The organism is Corynebacterium epidermidicanis, from assembly GCF_001021025.1.
Classification (GTDB): domain Bacteria; phylum Actinomycetota; class Actinomycetes; order Mycobacteriales; family Mycobacteriaceae; genus Corynebacterium; species Corynebacterium epidermidicanis.
In genome coordinates, this window is the sequence record NZ_CP011541.1 from 215,068 (window position 1) to 234,478 (window position 19,411).

19 protein-coding genes, 2 tRNA genes and 1 other RNA gene are annotated in these 19,411 nt (G+C 59.0%); 18 read left to right on the forward strand and 4 right to left on the reverse strand.

Going from position 1 to position 19,411, the window contains the following annotated elements; all coding sequences use genetic code 11:
* The first annotated feature begins 32 nt into the window (after nucleotides 1–32).
* From CEPID_RS01060 to CEPID_RS01075, 4 genes are all read left to right on the forward strand, one after another.
* Complete coding sequence (locus CEPID_RS01060; protein WP_047239389.1) at nucleotides 33–509, forward strand: tRNA adenosine deaminase-associated protein; 477 nt, start codon at nucleotides 33–35, stop codon at nucleotides 507–509.
* A gap of 47 nt (nucleotides 510–556) precedes the next feature.
* The gene (locus CEPID_RS01065; RefSeq protein ID WP_083984479.1) at nucleotides 557–988 is read left to right on the forward strand and encodes a nucleoside deaminase; all 432 of its coding nucleotides are present in this window, start codon (nucleotides 557–559) and stop codon (nucleotides 986–988) included.
* A 35-nt stretch (nucleotides 989–1,023) separates the two neighbouring features.
* Nucleotides 1,024–1,227 carry a CsbD family protein gene (locus CEPID_RS01070; RefSeq protein ID WP_047239391.1) on the forward strand — a complete coding sequence of 68 codons (204 nt, stop codon included), beginning with the start codon at nucleotides 1,024–1,026 and terminating at the stop codon, nucleotides 1,225–1,227.
* A gap of 83 nt (nucleotides 1,228–1,310) precedes the next feature.
* Nucleotides 1,311–1,401: transfer RNA gene (locus tag CEPID_RS01075), tRNA-Ser, on the forward strand.
* A gap of 359 nt (nucleotides 1,402–1,760) precedes the next feature.
* Here CEPID_RS01075 and CEPID_RS13260 read toward each other — a convergent pair.
* Nucleotides 1,761–1,913 carry a helix-turn-helix domain-containing protein gene (locus tag CEPID_RS13260; RefSeq protein ID WP_158408002.1) on the reverse strand — a complete coding sequence of 51 codons (153 nt, stop codon included), beginning with the start codon at nucleotides 1,911–1,913 and terminating at the stop codon, nucleotides 1,761–1,763.
* 228 nt (nucleotides 1,914–2,141) lie between these two features.
* Here CEPID_RS13260 and CEPID_RS13410 point away from each other — a divergent pair, with 228 nt between their 5' ends.
* From CEPID_RS13410 to argF, 3 genes are all read left to right on the forward strand, one after another.
* The gene (locus CEPID_RS13410; RefSeq protein ID WP_047239392.1) at nucleotides 2,142–2,348 is read left to right on the forward strand and encodes a hypothetical protein; all 207 of its coding nucleotides are present in this window, start codon (nucleotides 2,142–2,144) and stop codon (nucleotides 2,346–2,348) included.
* Between the two features lie 73 nt (nucleotides 2,349–2,421).
* Nucleotides 2,422–4,893 carry an MMPL family transporter gene (locus CEPID_RS01085; protein ID WP_047239393.1) on the forward strand — a complete coding sequence of 824 codons (2,472 nt, stop codon included), beginning with the start codon at nucleotides 2,422–2,424 and terminating at the stop codon, nucleotides 4,891–4,893.
* Between the two features lie 40 nt (nucleotides 4,894–4,933).
* Complete coding sequence (gene argF / locus CEPID_RS01090; protein ID WP_047239394.1) at nucleotides 4,934–5,929, forward strand: ornithine carbamoyltransferase; 996 nt, start codon at nucleotides 4,934–4,936, stop codon at nucleotides 5,927–5,929.
* An 8-nt stretch (nucleotides 5,930–5,937) separates the two neighbouring features.
* On the opposite strand, the gene CEPID_RS01095 is transcribed toward argF, so the two are convergent.
* Nucleotides 5,938–6,534: a DNA-3-methyladenine glycosylase gene (locus CEPID_RS01095; protein ID WP_047239395.1), complete on the reverse strand. Its 597-nt coding sequence runs from the start codon at nucleotides 6,532–6,534 to the stop codon at nucleotides 5,938–5,940.
* Between the two features lie 69 nt (nucleotides 6,535–6,603).
* Here CEPID_RS01095 and tgt point away from each other — a divergent pair, with 69 nt between their 5' ends.
* Nucleotides 6,604–7,836 (forward strand): tRNA guanosine(34) transglycosylase Tgt, encoded by a 1,233-nt coding sequence (tgt, locus tag CEPID_RS01100; protein WP_047239396.1) that lies wholly within the window; start codon nucleotides 6,604–6,606, stop codon nucleotides 7,834–7,836.
* Here tgt and CEPID_RS01105 read toward each other — a convergent pair.
* Nucleotides 7,833–8,327, reverse strand: coding sequence for a GNAT family N-acetyltransferase (locus CEPID_RS01105; RefSeq protein ID WP_047241248.1), 495 nt, complete (start codon nucleotides 8,325–8,327; stop codon nucleotides 7,833–7,835). The two genes, tgt and CEPID_RS01105, sit on opposite strands and share 4 nt — an antisense overlap.
* A gap of 1,155 nt (nucleotides 8,328–9,482) precedes the next feature.
* Between CEPID_RS01105 and CEPID_RS01110 the strand changes: the two genes are divergently transcribed.
* Nucleotides 9,483–10,475 carry an IS30 family transposase gene (locus CEPID_RS01110; protein WP_169747268.1) on the forward strand — a complete coding sequence of 331 codons (993 nt, stop codon included), beginning with the start codon at nucleotides 9,483–9,485 and terminating at the stop codon, nucleotides 10,473–10,475.
* 96 nt (nucleotides 10,476–10,571) lie between these two features.
* On the opposite strand, the gene CEPID_RS01115 is transcribed toward CEPID_RS01110, so the two are convergent.
* Nucleotides 10,572–10,657, reverse strand: a tRNA-Ser gene (locus CEPID_RS01115).
* Between the two features lie 121 nt (nucleotides 10,658–10,778).
* Here CEPID_RS01115 and ffs point away from each other — a divergent pair.
* The 9 genes from ffs to recR all read left to right on the forward strand — a co-directional run bounded on the left by ffs (nucleotide 10,779) and on the right by recR (nucleotide 18,963).
* Nucleotides 10,779–10,877: signal recognition particle sRNA small type (gene ffs, locus CEPID_RS12620), an RNA gene on the forward strand.
* A 182-nt stretch (nucleotides 10,878–11,059) separates the two neighbouring features.
* Nucleotides 11,060–12,340, forward strand: a complete 1,281-nt coding sequence (locus CEPID_RS01120) for an aminotransferase class I/II-fold pyridoxal phosphate-dependent enzyme (RefSeq protein ID WP_407921610.1) — start codon at nucleotides 11,060–11,062, stop codon at nucleotides 12,338–12,340.
* A 3-nt stretch (nucleotides 12,341–12,343) separates the two neighbouring features.
* On the forward strand, nucleotides 12,344–12,877 hold the full coding sequence (locus CEPID_RS01125) for a suppressor of fused domain protein (RefSeq protein ID WP_047239399.1): 534 nt from the start codon (nucleotides 12,344–12,346) through the stop codon (nucleotides 12,875–12,877).
* Between the two features lie 127 nt (nucleotides 12,878–13,004).
* Nucleotides 13,005–13,610: a hypothetical protein gene (locus CEPID_RS01130; RefSeq protein ID WP_052843266.1), complete on the forward strand. Its 606-nt coding sequence runs from the start codon at nucleotides 13,005–13,007 to the stop codon at nucleotides 13,608–13,610.
* A 35-nt stretch (nucleotides 13,611–13,645) separates the two neighbouring features.
* Nucleotides 13,646–14,539, forward strand: coding sequence for a signal peptidase I (locus CEPID_RS01135; RefSeq protein WP_047239400.1), 894 nt, complete (start codon nucleotides 13,646–13,648; stop codon nucleotides 14,537–14,539).
* Entirely contained in the window at nucleotides 14,532–15,500 is a 969-nt protein-coding gene (locus CEPID_RS01140) for a LamG domain-containing protein (RefSeq protein ID WP_158408003.1), read from the forward strand. The genes CEPID_RS01135 and CEPID_RS01140 overlap by 8 nt, the downstream gene beginning before the upstream one ends.
* A gap of 20 nt (nucleotides 15,501–15,520) precedes the next feature.
* A complete protein-coding gene (locus CEPID_RS01145) occupies nucleotides 15,521–17,860 on the forward strand; it encodes a DNA polymerase III subunit gamma and tau (RefSeq protein WP_047239402.1) in 2,340 nt (779 codons plus the stop codon).
* 51 nt (nucleotides 17,861–17,911) lie between these two features.
* Nucleotides 17,912–18,238, forward strand: a complete 327-nt coding sequence (locus CEPID_RS01150) for a YbaB/EbfC family nucleoid-associated protein (RefSeq protein WP_047239403.1) — start codon at nucleotides 17,912–17,914, stop codon at nucleotides 18,236–18,238.
* A 98-nt stretch (nucleotides 18,239–18,336) separates the two neighbouring features.
* Nucleotides 18,337–18,963, forward strand: a complete 627-nt coding sequence (gene recR / locus CEPID_RS01155) for a recombination mediator RecR (protein WP_047239404.1) — start codon at nucleotides 18,337–18,339, stop codon at nucleotides 18,961–18,963.
* Nucleotides 18,964–19,411 lie beyond the last annotated feature (448 nt).

Below are 19,411 nucleotides of genomic sequence, written 5' to 3' on the forward strand. Positions count from 1 at the left end.
AACTACCCCAAAAAAGACTACGGTTACAGGTTATGAGCACCAATGATGAGCAGAGCTTCGCCGTAACCGTCACGGCCATCGACGGCAAGTGGCGCGTCGCGGAATTCGACGACTCCCTCGCCGACATCGACACCAGCATCAAAGCTGTCCGAAGCCTGCGCGCCGAAGGCGTCTCCTTTGCCATGCTGTGCATTGACGACGACTACCTGGCGCTGGCCCGCCCGACGCCCACCGGTGTCAAACTGCTGATTTCTGACGCCACCGCCGCCCTGGAAGACGATTTCGCGGCGTCTATCCTCGACAAGTTGGGTGCGGAGTACCCCAGCGAGGGAGACGGCCCATACGCCGAAGGTGATTTTGACATGTTCGAAGACCTTGGCCTCAATGAGCAGGTCCTCTCGGTGATCTGCGACGATGAGGAAGCCTGGGCCTCCGAGCAAATCCTCGCGATCGCCGAGGAACTCGGATTTGCGGAACAGCTCGCCGACCTTCTCGACCTGGACTTTTAGTGGGCGCTTTGCCTCGCGCCTTGCGCGATGTCGAGGACGAAACCCGCATGAGGCACGCCCTGGAGGTGGCACGTCGCACCCCGCCTGATGACATCCCAGTTGGCGCCGTCATTTATGGCCCCGACGGCGCGGTACTTGGGGAAGGCGTTAATCGTCGAGAAGCGGACGGCGACCCCACCGCGCACGCTGAGCTGGTCGCGATCCGTGCGGCCGTGCGCACTTTCGGAGACGGCTGGCGTCTGACCGGCTGTACCCTCGTGGTCACCCTCGAACCCTGCACGATGTGCACCGGCGCGATCCTCGCCGCCCGCCTGGCCCGCGTCGTATTCGGCGCGTACGAGCCCAAAACTGGCGCGTGTGGATCGCTCATCGACGTCCCCCACGCCCCGGGCCAACTCCATCCCCTCCAGCTCCGCGGCGGAGTGCTTGCCGACGACTGCGCGGAACTACTCACGACATTCTTTTCTTCAAAAAGGTAGCCTGGGCCCACACTCCCAATTGAAAGGAAAAGTCAATGTCTGATTTTGAGAACAAGGTGACCGACCTGGGTGGCAAGGCCAAGGAATCCGTAGGCGAGGCAACTGGCAACGAGAAGCTTGCCGACGAGGGGCGCGCCGACCAGACCAAAGCCGACATCAAAGACGCTGCCGAGAAAGCAAAGGATGCGGTAAGCGACACCGCAGACAAGGTGCTCGGCTCCTTCCAGAAGGACAAGTAGCCACAACTCGCCTCTGTCCGACTCGTACTTGCTGGACTGGGGCGATTTGGTTTTGACCATGGGCACCCGCTAATCTTGTTCGCGGTGGCGTGTCCGAGCGGCCGAAGGTGCTCGCCTCGAAAGCGAGTGTTGGGTAATCCCCAACCGCGGGTTCAAATCCCGCCGCCACCGCCATGTGAAGTCTCGAGACATTGTTCCTATGTGATGTCTCGGGGCTTCTTTGTTTTTTCGGGGTTGGTTTTTGGGTTAAGTACCAAAATGTGTGTCCGGTCGGGGTGTCGCCGGCGGTGCGGGTTTGCTGCACAAGTGCTATGTCGTCGCTTCGGCGTAGTCAGACTACGTAGAGCAGCGTTTTTTAGTGAATAAAATCCCACAGCGGTAGTCCGACTACACCGAAGTGACGACATCGAGCGAGCTAAAGCACCCAAACAACAACAAATACTGGCCTCAGGCCCACAACGCTGCGGAAAACACGCAGCAAAGACACGCTTTCGCCTACTTAACCCTGCGCCGGCATCGGTGCCTCGTGTGGTTTATTCGTGGCGCAGTGTGAGAATGCGGTCAATGATGTGGGGGTCGATTGACCTGGTGCTGACGTTAAAGACGGCGGCTGCTTCGGTTTGGCTCATCCCGGTGGTGAGGAGGGTTTCGATGATGACTTTGTTCGACGTTGGTTTCTTCGCCATAGTTGGCACGCTAAGACCGGAAGTATGTCTCGAGACATCCGGCGCGGCGGTGCTGGGTCAGAAACATTGATTAGTGGCGCGGTCTGTGGACAATCGGAACGATGTTGTGGCACATCAGGGGCCTGACAACCGGAAGGATGTCGTGAGACATACCGGAACTATGTCGCGGAACCAGACACCTCCGCCACCGCCAGAGAACCCCATCTTCATTCCCTGCTTTGGGAGGGGATGGGGTTTTGTTGTGAGCAGCTCAGCGCGCGGGTCGGTTCGGCGGGCGCAGGCAAAGCACCGGCGGGCGCAGGCAAAGCGCAGGCAAAGCACCGGCGGGCGCAGGCAAAGCACCGGCGGGCGCAGGCAAAGCACCGGCGGGCGCAGGCAAAGCACCGGCGGGCGCAGGCAAAGCGCAGGCAAAGCACCGGAGACGGTGCTTTTTGATCACAGGTGAAATAATCTGGAACACTTGAAAGCCTAGGTATCCGGAGAAACCGCGAGGAGCATCGCAGACACTATGGCACAGCTATTGTTTAAGGTCGGCCGTTGGTCGTATCGGCGTCGCTACGTGGTGATTGCGCTTTGGCTCGTCGTTTTGGTGGGGTTGGGTGGCGCAGCGATCACCCTCCAGAAGGGGTTCAACGATAAGTTTGCGATCCCAGGCACCCCGAGCCAGGATGCAGCCGAGCTGCTGATTAAGAACTTCCCGGATCAGAAGAACCCGCTGGATAATGCAGGTGTCAATATCATTTTCGCGGCACCACCAGGGCATACTTTGAGTGAGCCGAAGTACGTCCAGGCGATGGATGACGTGATCGCCTACCTCGATCAGCACCTCCCGGACATCGGGGATCGCACCCGTTTTGGCAACCCGGTGACGTATAACCCGGTTTTCCAAGAAGGGATCATTAAGCAGGAGGTGGACAGCGGGCTACCTGAGGACACGGCCCGTCGTGATGCTCAAAATCTCAGCTTGCTGAGCGAGGATGGCCGCATTGGTTATACAACGTTGTCGTTGAATGTTCCGAGCCCCACGGATGTGACCGATGAGCATCGGCAAGCGATCAAGGATGCCCTAGAGATTGGCCGGACTGCTGGCCTGACCGTTGAAGGTGGTGGCGCTGCTTTTGGCGATCCGCTGGAGATCCGAACGACGTCGGAAATGATCGGCCTGGCGGTGGCGTTCATCGTGCTTATTTTTACTTTCGGTTCGGTGATTGCAGCCGGGTTGCCGCTGGTTACGGCCGTGTTGGGTATTGGTATCGGTTCGGTTTCGATCGTGTTGGCAACGCGCTTCGTCTTCCTGAACAACACCACCCCGGTCCTGGCGGTGATGCTGGGCCTCGCGGTGGGTATTGACTACGCTTTGTTCATCCTCGCTCGCTACCGGACCGAATATAAGCGCACGTCGCGGGAAGATGCGGCGGGGCTTGCGGTGGGTACGGCTGGTTCGGCTGTCGTGTTCGCGGGTCTGACGGTGATCATCGCGCTCCTTGCGTTGTCGATCGTGCGCATCCCGTTCCTGACGTATATGGGCTTGGCGGCTGCGTTCACGGTGTTCGTGGCGGTCTGTGTTGCACTCACTTTGGTGCCGGCGTTGTTGGGCGTGATGGGTAAATTCGCGTTCGGGTTGAAGATTCCGGGACTGGCTGGGTCGAAACCAGTGCACATCGATGAGGTTTCAGATCAGCCGCGTGCCCGCCGTTCGAAGGGGCGCGCATGGGTGATGTTTGTGCATCGCTACCCGGCGCTGGTGCTGTCCGTGGTGATTGTAGCTTTGGGCCTGCTCACCATGCCTGCTCTGCGGCTCGAGTTGGCGCTTCCTAATGACAGCACGTCGTCGTTAAGCAGCACCCAGCGCAAGTCCGCGGACCTCATCACGGAAGGCTTCGGCGATGGCCGCAACTCTTTGATGCTCGCTGTTGTGGATGCGGCGGGGGTCGATCCGAAGGCACCGGCGCTGGAGCCGATGGTGCGGGCGCAGCGCGATATCGCTAAGCAGAAGGGGGAGGCGTTCGATGAGAATAAGGCTGCGACGACCGCGGCGTTTACCTATGTCGCGGAGCGGTTTGCTACGAACGCGGACGTTAAGCATGCGCAGCTGGTGGGTGTGAATCCCACAGGCACCGCAGCGCAGCTGATGATCACCCCTTATGCTGGCCCGAACGATCCGATGACCACGAAACTCCTGCATTCACTGCGAGCTTCGCAGGCTGAAGTGGAATCGGCCACCGGCGTCACAATCGGTATCACTGGCCTCACCCCGATCCAGCGCGATGTCACCCAAAAGCTTTCCGACGCCCTCCCGCTCTACCTATCCATCGTCGTAGGTCTCGCGTTTGTGCTGCTCTTGCTCATTTTCCGTTCCATTTTGGTGCCACTAGTGGCTGGTATTGGCTTCTTGTTGTCCGTGGGCGCTGCGTTTGGCGTGACGGTACTGTTTTGGCAGGAAGGCCTGTGGGGGCTGGTGGAAACACCGGGTCCGCTGATTTCCTTCATGCCGATCTTCCTCATCGGCGTCACCTTTGGCTTGGCGATGGACTACCAGGTCTTTTTGGTCTCCCGCATGCGGGAGCACTTCACACACCACCGCGGGTTGGCAACTCCGGGCTCACGTTTCAATGCCGTCGACGAGTCCGTCATCGAGGGCTACACCCTGGGCTCCCGCGTGGTGACCTCCGCAGCACTCATCATGATCGCGGTGTTCGTCGCCTTTATTGACCAGCCGCTGCCATTCATTAAGATTTTCGGTTTCGCCCTCGGCGCGGGCGTGCTTTTCGACGCCTTCTTCATCCGCATGGCTCTCGTTCCGGCCTCGATGTTCCTCATGGGGCATTCCACCTGGTGGCTCCCGCGCTGGCTTGACCGCATCCTGCCGACCCTCGACATCGAAGGCGCTGCCCTGGAGGAAGAGTGGGAACACAAACGTGCAGCGGCCGATGAGGAAGCGGAACGAAAAGTGGCCCAACTGGCGGCCCGGAGCAACTAACCTGGGTGGGGTAGTTATTTTCGTCTGAAAGAAGGACCCCATGCCTGTGTCGTTGAGTGGCCGCCACTTCCTCAAATTGTTGGATTTCACCCCGGAGGAAATCCGCCACCTCATTCGGCTTTCTCATGAGTTCAAGCGCCTGAAGGCTGCTGGCGTGCCGCACCGGCACTTGGAGGGCAAGAACATTGTCCTGCTGTTTGAGAAGACTTCCACGCGCACCCGCTGTTCCTTTGAAGCAGCTGGTCACGACCTCGGCATGGGCGTTACCTATCTTGATCCGGGTTCCTCACAGATGGGCAAGAAAGAGTCGATTCCGGATACCGCCCGGGTGCTCGGCCGGATGTATGACGGTATCGAGTATCGCGGCTACGGCCAGGAGGTCGTCGAAAAGCTGGCCGAGCACGCCGGGGTGCCGGTCTGGAATGGGCTGACCACGGAGTTCCACCCCACGCAGATGATCGCGGACATGATGACCATCGAGGAGCGCTTCCCGGACGGCCTCAAGGGCAAGAAGCTGGTGTACATGGGCGATGCGCACAACAATGTTGCGAATTCGCTGATGGTGGCGTGTACGAAGCTCGGGATGCATTTCGTGGCGTGCGGGCCGCAGCAGCTGATGCCGGAGGCGGACCTCGTCACCACGTGCCGCGAGCTCGCCGAGCAGTCCGGCGGTTCGGTCACCCTCACTAGCTCGGTTGCGGAAGCTGTTATCGACGCCCACGTGATTTACACTGACGTGTGGGTATCCATGGGGGAACCCGACGAGGTTTGGGCGGAACGTATCGAGGCGCTCGCGCCCTACCAGGTGAATTCGGAGATGTTTAGCACTGCGGATCCGAACGCTATTTTCATGCACTGCCTGCCGGCGTATCACGATCTTGGTACGGACGTGGGGCGCGCCGTCGCCGAGAAGTTCGGCATGACCGAACTGGAATGCACTGATGAGGTCTTCGAATCGGCGCGCTCCGTGGTGTTTGATGAGGCCGAGAACCGCATGCACTCGATCAAAGCGATCATGTATGCGACCTTGAAATAACGGCGCCGCTAAATCGTGGCGGCCCAGGTTTTCCGGGCAGATACCGTCGGGTCCCGAGGTAGCCAAAAACGTAGGTGAGCGGCGACATTCTTCGAGATGCCGATCCTCGGGCCGCACACAATCGTCGGCCGTTCGGGCGTGAGGGCGAGGGAGAACTCGGCTCCGGGAAGCAATGAAACCGGCCGGCCATTATCACTGATGTCCAAACCCATCGCTTTGCCGAAATTGCCCGGCCCGGACGCGAGTTTGGCGGGGACAATTGGCTTTGCCGGGTCAAGCGTGCGACGTTGGCTCGCCAGCTCGATGCCAGATACCACTTCACCTGCGCGGAGCAACACCCCGCCAGAGCGGCCGGGTGGGTGCGCGACGATGTTTCCCGCCTTGTGAATCCCGTAAGAATGATAGACATACATGTGTCCCGCCGGGCCGAAGAGTGCAGCGTTTGACCTGGTAGGGCCCCGGAAAGCGTGGGAGGCTTCGTCGTCGGCGCCGAGGTAGGCCTCTACCTCCGTGATGCGGATGGACACCCCGTCGTGAGTGAGCACTGCGCCGAGGAGATCGCAGGCGACTTCATCGGTGGGACGTTCAAAGAAGGGGACGGCCATCAGGGCACCTTTGCGCCGGTTGGGCAGGCGGGAGTGGTGTTGTAGCTGACCAGGCTTAAACTAGAGCGCATGACAGACACCTCTTTCTCGCTTGTTTCGCGACTCGAGCAGACGAAGCATGGGCGCACGGGCACGATCCACACGCCACATGGCGATATTCAGACCCCGGCGTTCATCCCGGTCGCCACAAAAGCGACGGTGAAGACCCTCACCCCCGAGCAGATTCGTGAGACGGGGGCGCAAGCCATCCTATCCAACGCCTACCACCTCTACTTACAGCCCGGGCCCGATGTGGTCGATGAGGCTGGCGGTGTGGCCACCTTTGAAAACTGGCACGGCCCGACCTACACCGACTCGGGTGGATTCCAGGTCATGAGCCTCGGCGTTGGATTCAAGAAAGTGCTGTCCATGGACGCAAACATCGCCGAAGGCGAGGTGAAGGCCCGCAGCAAGGACCGCATGGCGCACGTCGATGAGGATGGTGTCGACTTCCGCTCCGTCATCGACGGCTCCAAGCACCGCTTCACCCCGGAAGTCTCCATGCAGATCCAGCACCAACTGGGTGCCGACATCATGTTCGCCTTCGACGAGCTCACCACACTAGTGGACACGAAGGCCTATCAGGAAGCGTCCGTCGAGCGCACGCATCGTTGGGCGCAGCGCTGCCTGCTCGAGCATGACCGGCTCACCCACGCCCGCCCAGGCAAGCCCCTGCAGTCGCTGTGGGGCGTGGTGCAGGGCGCCCAGTACGAAGACCTGCGACGTAAGGCGGCCCGCGGGCTCGTGCAGCTTAGCGACGCCGCGACCGCCGAAGGCCGCCGCGGTTTCGGTGGCTACGGAATCGGTGGAGCACTGGAGAAGGAGAACCTGGGCACGATTGTGGGCTGGGTGAATGACGAGTTGCCCGTCGATAAGCCGAAGCACCTACTGGGAATCAGCGAGCCCGACGACATCTTCACCGCGGTCGAGGCCGGCGCCGACACCTTCGACTGCGTGGCGCCCACCCGGCTGGGGCGACGCGGTGGCGTCTACACCCTCGACGGGCGAATGACGCTCACCAACGCCCGCTTCAAGCGCGACTTCACGCCTATCGACGCCGAGGTGGGCGGTTACGTCTCGGAAAACTACACCCGCGCCTACATCCACCACCTGCTCAAAGCGAAGGAGTTCCTCGCCGGAACGCTCTGCACCATGCACAATTTGTACTTCATGATCCAGCTGGTGGATAAGATCCGCGCCACCATGGAAAGTGGCGACTACTGGGCCTTCAAAGAGGAGTTCATGGGGCGGTACTACCGCTAAAACTCCTTGACCAGCACCGCGTGCCCCTCCCGAACGATGCCGGTGTCCTGGAAACCAAGATGAAGATACAAGCGGTGCGCCCGGGCATTATCCGGGTGCACAGAAAGCGAAATGCCAGCGTAGCCCAGCTCACCGGCTAACTCCGTGGCGCGATTGAGCAGCGCAGTGCCCAGGCCCTGGCCCTTGTAGCGTTCCTCCACGGCGATCGCGACCTCGGGAATACCTTCACGCACATGCCCGAAGCCGTGCCGGTCGTCGGTGCCCGGGCGCAGCCAGGCGCCACCGGCCGGGATCGCGCCACGCCAAGCGATCACAGCGCCCTGCTCGGGCTGCCATCCCTGCACGTAGTAGACGAATTCCTCCTCGAAGTCTTCGCCGATGGTGCCGTGCTCGTCCCCGAAGGTTTCGGTGAGAAAATTCAGCCTGGCGATGTAAGTACGATCCGATTCGGTAGCAATCCGCAGGTCAAGGACATCTTCTTTTGAGCTCATATGGGCCGATTGTAGTCCGGGTTGGTTTGGCGCTGCTGGTCGCCGATTGCCGTCGAGGTTGCTCAAAACTTGCGGCGCATTCTAGGGCGCCGACTATGCCTTACTTGCGCACGGATTCGCATCGGGAACTCGCTTTCGACCATATCTGTGTGTAGAGGTCCGTGTGGACGAGCTTCAGAAGTGATGGCTAGCAGGTTTGCAGCACAAAACCGCGAGCGCCAGGAGCCAACCGCCCAAGAAACGCAGGGTTAAGTAGGCGAAAGCGTGTCTCTGATGCGTGTTTTCCGCAGCGTTGTGGGCCTGAAGCCAGTGTTTACTGTTGTCTGGGAGCGTTAGCTCTCTCGATGTCGTCCCTTCGGTGTAGTCGGACTACCACTGTGGGATTTTATTCATTAAAAAACGCTGCTCTACGTAGTCGGACTACGCCGAAGCGACGACATAGCACTTGTGCAGCACACCTGCACGGCCGGCGACACCCCGACCGGACACACATTTTGGTACTTAACCCCAAAACGAACGGCGGATTCTAGTGGTCGTGGAAACACCTGATTGTTGTGAGGTGTTTTCATGGGGTCGGTATGGGATCCTGATCCGGTTGTTGTTGACAGGTTTTCCAGCTTGGTACGAGCTGGTAGCTCGGTTCGCGCGGCAGCGCGTAGTACTGGGTTGCCTGATAGCGTGGCGTATGCGTTGGCGCACCGGTTGGCGCTACCTGTTCGTTCACGGGTTACTACGTCGTCTAAACAATACGAGCAGATTGCTTCGTTGTGGCTTCGAGGCTGGGCGCCGATGGATATAGTCCGTCACTGCCAGCTGGGCAGCTCGGTTGTCTACCGAGTGGGCATCGATCTGGGGTTATGGACGCGTAATCCTCATGGGCGGCGTGCTGCGGCAACCTCGCGCCGGTGTGCTTATTTGCAGCTTCGAATTGGTGCGTTAGGGCGAAAAGATGCCGCTGATGCGTGTGGAATTCATCTACGTGATGCGCGTGATATCGACAAAGGCGTCATCAAGGTGGGGCGGCAGCGTGTAGCGTTCATCCCGGATGGGCCGGATGCGGCCTTGTATAACAGGCTTATGCAGTTGCTTGACTATGTTGACGGCCGGCAGTCGTTGCCGATTGCTATCGTCCCCCAATCGCGTATTGATCAGCGGATTTCACCGCGTTATCTCTGTATTGAAGAACGTGAGCTTATTTTCGACTTGCATCGGCAAGGCTTCGGTGTGCGTGCCATCGCCCGGCGGTTAGGGCGCGCACCGTCAACGATCAGCAAAGAGCTACGCCGTAACCAGGATGATTTCGGCCTGTATTTACCCACCCATGCACAGCGCACATCAACGCTTCGCAGATTCCGGCCGAAAAAACGCAAGATCGACCTCGTCCCAGGTTTATGGGAGACCATCTTTGCCATGCTGCGTGACAAGCTCTCTCCGGAACAGATCGCAGGGAGGTTGCGCAAAGACTATCCAGACGATGACACTATGCACGTGTGTGCTGAAACTATCTACCAAGCATTGTTCTTCCAGGCTAAAGGCGAGTTAAAGAAAGAAATCGCAGCATGCCTGCGACAAGGGCGCACAGTGCGTAAACCTCGCGGGCAGCGTATCCCTCGGCGGCGATTTGTTGACCCTATGGTCATGATTTCCGATCGGCCAGCCGACGTAGAAGATCGAGCTGTCCCAGGGCATTGGGAAGGTGACCTCATCTTAGGTAAAGGAAACACATCAGCTATCGGCACCCTCGTGGAAAGATCCACCAGGTATGTCATGCTATTGCACCTACCCGATGGACATGACGCCGTAGCAGTAAGAAACGCACTGGTTACAGCGATCAATGGGCTACCTGAGCATCTCAAAGGCTCGTTAACCTGGGATCAAGGAAGTGAAATGGCAGGACATAAATCGTTTACCATCGCCACAGATTGCCCAGTGTATTTCTGTGACCCAGCCTCACCCTGGCAACGCGGCAGCAACGAAAACACCAACGGGCTCCTACGCCAGTACTTCCCTAAAGGCACAGACTTAAGCGTCCACACCGCCGAAGACCTGGAATTCGTTGCCATGCAGCTCAACAGACGACCACGAAAAACACTCAACTTCGATACCCCCGCAGAACGCATGGCACAATTGCTAGACAAAGAAACCTAGACCGTGTTTCCACGACCACTAGAATCCGCCAACCCTGAAAAAACAAAGAAGCCCCGAGACATCACATAGGAACGATGTCTCGAGACTTCACAACTGCGGAGGATAAGGGATTTGAACCCTTGAGGGGCGTTAACCCCGCACGCGTTCCAGGCGTGTGACATAGGCCGCTAGTCGAATCCTCCAGCGAAACAAACATTACTGTTTGCTACCCGAAGAACTTTACTAAATCTCAGTGGGGATAACAAAACCCCAGCTCAATGCTGGCAGTTTGGCCTGTTTGCGCCCTAACGGCTAAGGTTTATTTCCAGGATCCCGTGTGGCGATTATCTTGTGAACTCCCCCAGGGCAGGAATGCAGCAAGGGTCAGCGAGCTCTGTCGGGTGCGCGGGGTCCCCTTAACTCGCAGGGTCCCCTTAACTGTCAAGTCCTATTCCAGGCCCTTTCATTTCGGCGCCATTGCAGCGCTAAAGCAAATCCAAATTCTTGCCCCTTCTGTCTCACGGCGTGCCTAAACCGTCTATTCTCGATAACGGTAAATCGCTTATTGGATTAAGCGAGTGTCGCGAGGAAGGGTTCACACCGTGTTGTTGCAAGATTTCAACGCTGAGCAGCTAGCTCAGCTCAAAGCTGACATTCTTGGCGAGTATGCGGAGTTGAAGTCGCGAAACCTGAAGCTTGATTTGACCCGCGGTAAGCCGTCGGCTGAGCAGCTCGGGTTTGCGCAGGCTGTTTTGCACCTACCTGGCGATGATTTCATCGCCCCCGACGGCACGGACTGCCGCAACTATGGCAACCTGATTGGCTTGGATTGGATCCGTGAGATTTGGGCCGAGGTGCTGGGTATTGAGATGAAGTCGCTGGTTGCAGGTGACGCTTCCTCCTTGAACTTGATGTTTGACATGATTTCTTGGGCTTATATCTGGGGCACGAATGATTCCGAGCGTCCGTGGGGTCGTGAGGAGAAGGTGAAGTGGATCTGCCCAGTTCCGGGCTACGATCGCCACTTCGCAATCACGGAGCGCTTCGGTTTTGACATGCTCACGGTGCCGATGACGGCGACCGGTCCAGACATGGATCGGGTGGAGGAGCTCGCCAAGGATCCGCAGGTCAAAGGCATGTGGAATGTGCCGATTTTCGGTAACCCGACGGGCATCACGTACAGCCGCGAGACAGTCGAGCGCCTCGCCACGATGGAGACCGGCGCGCCTGATTTCCGCATTATCTGGGATAACGCCTACGCGGTGCACACGCTTACCGACGAGTTTCCCGAGATCATCGACGTGGTGAAGCTGGCAGCAGAATCTGGCAATCCAAACCGATTCTGGGGATACTCGTCGACAAGCAAGATTACGCAGGCGGGTGCGGGCGTGGCCTTCTTGAACACGTCGGATGAGAACCTGACCTGGTACAACAAGCATGCGTTGGTGCGGGGGATCGGGCCGAACAAGATTAATCAGCTGGCGCATGCGCAGTTCTTTAAGGATGCGGCTGGGGTGCGTGCGGTGATGGCGCAGCATGCGGGGTCATTGCGTCCGAAGTTTGAGATGGTGCTGGAGATTTTGGAGTCGCGGCTCGGTGAGTATGGTGTGGCGCAGTGGCTGAACCCGACAGGTGGTTACTTCATTTCGATTGATGTGGTGCCGGGGACGGCGAAGCGCGTTGTGGAGCTGGCGAAGGACGCGGGCATTGTATTGACGGCGGCCGGTTCGACCTACCCGCTGAAGAACGATCCGGAGGATAAGAATCTGCGTTTGGCGCCGTCTTTGCCGCCGGTGGAGGAGCTGGAGCTTGCGATGGACGGTGTAGCTACCTGCGTGCTGCTCGCTGCTATCGAACGCAGTGAAGCCCAAGCTAATAACGCCTAACTGATGAATTTTGAAGAAACCGCCCACTGGGTTTCTGGGTTGTTTCCGGGGGAGATGATGGTGGGCGAGCTCGGCCCGTGCCGAGTGGCCACCTTCGCGAACCCGCCGGAAAATATTGCGTGCACGTTGAATTTCGGCCAAGTAGATACGGGGCTGACCGCTGAGGGTATGGACGTGCGCAGTGAGCTGTTCACTGTCGCCACGCAGGCGGAGGCCGCCCCGATCTTAGTGGCCGCTGCCTACCAAATGCTTGTCGACGCCGCCGGCCGAATCCTCGCTCGCCCGGGAGAATTACTGCCTGGTTTGGCTACCCTTGCGCTCCAGCACGACCTCACTGCGAAGCATGGCGTGTTGACGGTGCCTTATGTGTGGGGTGGGGACGTTCCACACTTCCGTGAACCCGGTAAGCAGACCTTGATGCTCCAGGTGATTTTCCTTACTGATGATGAGTTTGTGTATCTGAACACATACGGCCTACCGGCATTGCAGCAGGAGATTTCTAAGAACAGTATTAATATTCATGACCTGCGCAGATAGTAATCAAAATGAGACGCGTCGAACTTTGTGATCCGACAACTAACTGGTTAAGTTGAATGAAGTTCCCTTAGGTGGGGGACCGCCCGTTTTTTGGGGGAAGCTTCAATAATCAAGGATCTAATCAAACATGATCGAGCACCCTATGACAGTCGCCAAGTCTCATGCGTGGCTCATTCCAGCAACCATGGCTTCGGTAGCCGTAGTTGCTTCGTTGGGCTTGGGCACGATGGGCGCTATGACCGCCTCTGTCACCAATGATGCAAACACTGCTGGTGCGGGCAAACTCGTCATGCAGGAAGCTGGCATGGAGCCAGGCTCGGTGAGCTGTACTTCCTCGGATGATTCCAGCAACTCAGCTGTGTGTTCCAGCATGAATAAGTACGGTGGCAATCTTCAGATGACCCCTGGGCTCACTGAGATCACCACTTTTAAGCTCAGCAATATCGGCAGCGTGGCTGCCTCCTCCTTCACTTTGACTGCTGGTCAGTGTGAAAGCGTTCCTGTCACTTCGGACATGTGCAACCACATGAACATTGCGATCATGGATGAAGGCCATCAGGTCTTCGCCGGTACCGCTGCCGAGCTGTCAAACCAGGCTTTTACGTTGGCTGCTCCGGTTAAACCGGGTGAGGGCCGCGCGTTTACCATCTCCACGACTCTATCTAAGGATGTGCCGAACTCGGCACAGGGCGGTTCTATTAAGCAGCCACTGACCTGGACTTTCACTGCCTAGGCAGCCAGGATTCTTAGGTAGATAGGGTTAGGACGATGGGCCATAGGTTGGCCCCCATAGGCATGGGGCTATTCGCCATTTTCTTGGTGACCTTTGTCCTTGGCTTGGGTACCGGCTACCGCACCCACGTCCTCACTACGCCCTCGATGGGAAAAGCGCTTCCTGTCGGCACGATGATTGTCACGAAGCCAACTCCAGTGTCAGATGTTGCCGTGGGCGATATAGTGACCTACCGAGTTGGCGGCGACATGACGCGAACCCACCGCGTGGTAGCAACCTCTCCATCGAGCCTGACCACCCGTGGTGATCTCAACGGCTCCAACGACCCTGCCCCGGTCAAACAGAGTGACCTGGTGGGCAAAGTTATCTTCTCTTGGCGTTATGGTGGCTGGATTCTAAGGACGCTGCCCTATGCAGCCGGCGGCTGGCTGCTCATGCACGTCGCTTCTCGACGCCTCCCGGCTCCCGCGGAAAGATCCCGCTATCGATCCCTCGGGGTCTTTTGCGGCATTTCCATTGCATTGGCCCTGTATAAGCCATTGTTCGGGGTGGAGATGCTCACCATGAAGATGGACGGGGAAGGCGCGCATGCGACAGCGACGGTACATGCCGTTTCCACTGGCATGTTGCCGATCCAACTCGACGGGGTAGGGGATAATTCGACGCCTTCGGAGGTTTTGACCACTGCAGGTGCGGATGGTTTCGCGGTGGCTCGGACTCCGAATGACGCTGGTAGGTTTGAGTTTCGCCCGAAGCCAGTGTTCTCGCCGTCGATGATTGCTTTGTTGGTCGCTGCTGCCGGCGCTCCTTACGTGTGGTTCTATGGGTTGCATCTGTGGCACCGTCGCCATGTTTCCCAGGCGTCGCAGCGTCAGAAGAGCGCGGTTGGGGCCTTTGCGCATCCTGGATCGGGGGCGCATCGTGCTTAAGCGTTTTCAGTCGCCCCGCCAGCTGTTCATTTTGCTGATGGCGGTGGTTGTGATCGTTGGCGTCCGGCCATCGGATACTCTGGGTGCTTTCACTGCGAGCTTGCAGTACTCGACCAACACTGCGGGTTATGCTGCTGCGAAAGCCACGGTAACTTTGGTGCCGGCACCTACTCCGGGGACCTCGACTAGTCAGACTCCAACCACCACGCCACCTAGTGTGTCGGGGGATGGCACCTGTGCGTCGTCGATAAGCGCTTCGGTGCGGGACCAGGGCATTTTCGCCTATGAGTTTGGTGGCGATCATAGTGGGGACCTGGTGAAAGACCGGTCGGCAAACCAGTTTGACGCCGTCAATCGTTTGGAGCGGGCGCGGTCGATTTACGCGTCGCCGTGTGCGGCGGAGAACCTGGCGGCGTTGAGCTTCGTGGCGGATAAGGCGATGGTCTACACGATGCAGCCGACGATTTTCAACGGTGGTAGTTTCGCGGTGGAGACGTGGTTCCGGACAGATCATGGTGCCGGCACTTTGGTGGGTATGTACCCGGAGTCGCAGCCGACTGAGGCGCGCTTGTTGCCGTCGTTCAAGCTGGATGTCGTGCCGAAGACTGGCGGTTTGGTGTTTAGCACCTTGGCGGATACTCCGGGTGCGATCGAGTTTGACTCGGTGTCTACGAATCGAAGCGTGCGGGATGGCAAGTGGCACCACGTGGTGGCCATTCGCGATGAACTTACCAACGAGCTGCAGATTTATCTCGATGGCCAGTTGGAGGCGTCCGCCCCTGCGACGCACGAGATGGTGGATCAGTTGGGCTACTTCCGTTTTGGTTGCGATAACATCCCGGATTGGCCGGAGTTGGGCAGCCAGTCACAGTGTTACGGTGGCGATATGGCCTGGGGTGCCGCTTATCGACGCGCGTTGACCCCAACCGAAATTAGCGAGCACGTCGAGGCTGCGCATTAATAGCGGTAGTGTCTTTAGGTGTGGCTCTCTATCGCAAGTACCGTCCGGCGAGCTTTTCGGAAGTTGTCGGCCAAGAACAGGTAACTAAACCGCTGTCCGTCGCGTTGGACAGCGGCCGGATCAATCATGCGTATCTGTTCTCGGGTCCCCGTGGTTGTGGCAAAACGTCCTCGGCTCGTATTCTGGCGCGCAGTCTTAACTGCGTCCAGGGGCCGACTTCGCAGCCGTGTGGCGTGTGTCCTTCGTGTGTGTCTTTGGCTCCTGGAGGCCCGGGCAATCTCGATGTCACGGAGTTGGATGCGGCCTCACATAACGGTGTTGATGAGATGCGTGAGCTGCGCGATCGGGCCTATTTCGCGCCGGCGGAGTCGCGCTACCGGGTGTTCATTATCGACGAAGCGCACATGATCTCCAACGCGGGCTTCAACGCGTTGCTGAAGATCGTGGAAGAGCCCCCAGAGCACCTGATTTTTATTTTTGCCACTACGGAACCGGACAAGTTGATCGGTACGATCCGTTCCCGCGTGCATCATTACCCATTCCGGCTGCTCACCCCACCGGATATGCGCATGCTGTTGGAACGTACCTGCGCCGCCGAAGGCGTCCAAGTCGAGGATGCGGTGTATCCGCTGGTCATTAGGGCTGGTGGTGGCTCGCCCCGCGACTCACTTTCGATCCTCGACCAACTCCTCGCTGGTTCCGGCCCCGACGGCCTCACCTATGCCGAGGCCGTGCCACTACTCGGGGTGACCGACGCATCGCTTATCGACGCCGCGATTAATTCCTTCGCGGAGAAGAACCATGCCTCGTTGTTCACCTGCGTCGATGACGTGATCAATGCAGGCCATGACCCGCGTCGTTTCGCCACGGATCTTTTGGACCGGCTGCGCGACCTGATGATCTTGCAGTCAGTACCTGATGCACTTTCGATGGGCTTGGTCGATGCCCCGGCGGATCACCATGAGGAACTGCAGCGCCAGGCCCGGCTATTCGATTCGCGGACCATTGCTGCGATGGCCGGCCAGCTCAATGACCAAATCGAAGAACTGCGCGGGGCGACCTCGCCGCGCTTGCTGCTGGAGATCATGTGCGCGCGGATGATGTTGGTGGCAGCGGGACAATCGTCAGCTGCGCCAGGTGCTCAGGCCGTAGTTGTTGCTTCGGAGACGGATGCGCCCGCCCCAAGTGGTGCGCCGGGTTCCAGGCCACGCTACCAGCGGAAATCTACGGCCCAAGCAGCTCCGGCCCCCGCACCTGCAGCGCCGACACCAGCTACCGAGGCACCGTCGCGGCAGGTAGCGCCACCTCCTCCTCGCCCGGCGCAGGCGCCTGCTGAACAGCCACGTCCGGTAGAGGTGCAGCGGCCTGCCGAGACTGCTAGCCCGGCTGAGCCACCTCGTCCGGCCGAGCCTGTGCGCGAAGCGGAGCCAGCGCGTCCGGCTGTGCAGGAATCTCCGCAGGTAGCCGCTGAACCGCCAACTAACAGCGAAGATCCCGTGGCTGTCGTTCGCGCTCGCTGGGCAGAGATCCGCCGAGTGGTGGGCAAGACTAATCAGGTTGCCGAGATCATGCTTACCGAAGCTAGAGTGCTTGGCATCAATGGTGATGAGCTGGTGATCGGGCACAATACCGGTGCGCTCGCCGAGCGGTTGAATGCGACCGGAAATAATTCCTCGGTGGCCAGTGCCGTTGCTGAGGTGACCGGGCACAACTACTCGGTGCGGGTGATTGTCGGGACGAATCCGGCTGCGGCGGGTTTGAAAGGTGCGCCGAATGTGGCTCCGCGGGCGCAGTGGGATCCGCGCCGGGAGGCTCGTCGCCCAGAAGGGGAGCAGCGGGTATCAGGTGCTGCTGAGCCGGAACCTGAGCCGGAGCGAGCCCGAAAGCCGGATGCGCAGCCCTTGAACCGGCCGACGCGTGCCGAGGTGCAGCAGCCGTCAGCGGGAGGGTGGGGCAAGCCTGCCCCTATCGGTGGGCAGGTACCGCCTCAACCAGCCCCGGAGAAGGCGGAGCAGGTTCCTGCACAGGTCCCGGAAGAGCAGCCAACGCCCCAACCGGAGGCGATCCCGAGGTGGAAGCAAGCAGCGGAACGTGGCCGGGCTGCGCGTGAGCAGCAGCAAGCGCACACATTCGGCGACGGTGTGCCGTTGCCTCCCGAACCGGACGATGAGGATCCGGGCGATGTCGAGGATGGTTATTCGCCGGGAGTGCCGGAGCAGGTGGCGTCGATAAGCGAGCGCGATGAGGAAGAGGAGATGATCCAGGAGGCGGCGAAGGAGCCGGCGAATTATGATCGTCGGGACGCGCGGACCATCGCGATGGAGATGTTGCAGTCGGAGTTGGGCGCGCGGCAGTTGTAGTCGCTAAACTGGTTCGAAGCAATTAATCAACGAAGTAGAGGAAGGCCGAAAATGTCTCAGCCAGATATGTCCCAGCTCATCGCCCAGGCGCAGCAGATGCAGGCTCAGTTGCAGCAGGCTCAGCAGGAGCTCATCGCTACCACGGTTGTGGGTCAGGCTGGTGGCGGTCTGGTGAAGGTGACTCTGCAGGGCTCTGGCGACGTTACCGGCGTGGAGATCGACCCGAAGGTCGTTGATCCGGAAGACGTAGAGACCCTCCAGGACCTGGTCCAGGGAGCGTTCCTGGATGCGCACGCGCAGATCGGCAAGGTTGCGGAAGAGAAGATGGGGCCGCTGTCTCAGGGCATGGGACCTGATATGGGTGGCCTGTTCGGCTAAGCCCGCGCTTTTCGACGCCCGCCGGTGCCTCTTCGTGGGGCGCGGCGGGCACTTTTGTATGCTTAGGGCTTGGGCTGGGCGCGGACAAGGAGCACACAATGTTTGAAGGACCATTGCAGGACCTTATCGACGAACTGTCGCGCCTACCCGGAGTCGGGCCGAAGAGCGCGCAACGGATCGCCTTCCACCTGCTCAATGTCGAGCCGGAAGATGTAGCCAGGCTCCAATCCGCGCTGGCGCGGGTGCAGGAAGGCGTGACGTTTTGTCGCATCTGCTGCAACATTTCCCGCGACGAGGTGTGCCGAGTGTGTGCAGACTCGGGCCGGGACAAATCACTCATCTGCGTCGTTGAGGAACCCAAAGACATCCAGGTTATCGAGCGGACAGGGGAATATCGGGGACGCTACCACGTGCTTGGGGGAGCCCTGGATCCGCTAGCCAACATTGGACCGAAAGATCTGCACGTTACCGAATTGCTGCAGCGCATCGCGGGCGTGCTACCCGACGTCGAAGGGGGCGAAGCGCCCGACATTACGGAAGTAATCCTGGCCACCGACCCAAACACCGAAGGTGAAGCCACCGCCTCCTATTTGGCACGCTTGCTGCGTGATTTCCCATCGCTAACGGTGTCGCGTCTGGCCTCCGGCATGCCACTGGGTGGCGACTTGGAATTCGTGGATGAGCTCACGTTGTCTCGGGCGTTGAGTGGGCGGTTGAGGTTGTAGGGCGGAAGCAATTCTGGGTACAGCTGTGGTTCACCACGCTTTGTCATTGTTTCGCCGGGGTTCTAAGTTTCCGGGTGCGGGGTTGCTGAAGTGCCACAAGTAGATTGTGATCAGCGGGTGTGTAGGGCTATTCAAGCTGGCTATTCCACCATTTGGGTTATAGCCCCCATAGTTTGGGTTCCTCATCAAGTCGACGTGTGGTTCTAGAGAGCTTCCTTCAATACTGGTGCATTTGATGGTAATCAGCGGTTTGTGTCCGAAGTAAGTATTCGATCGAGTCAAACCAAAGCGGGAGACGCAGGTTAGGCCGACTTTTCGACTAGTTGTTCTGCTCTGCGACGTGGATAGCTTACAGGTCGTAGTAGCAGAGCTAACTGAACCATCGGGGCACCTACTTCTATTACAATTTGGTAAAAGAATTCGGAAGACTGAACCTATGCCCAGGTGA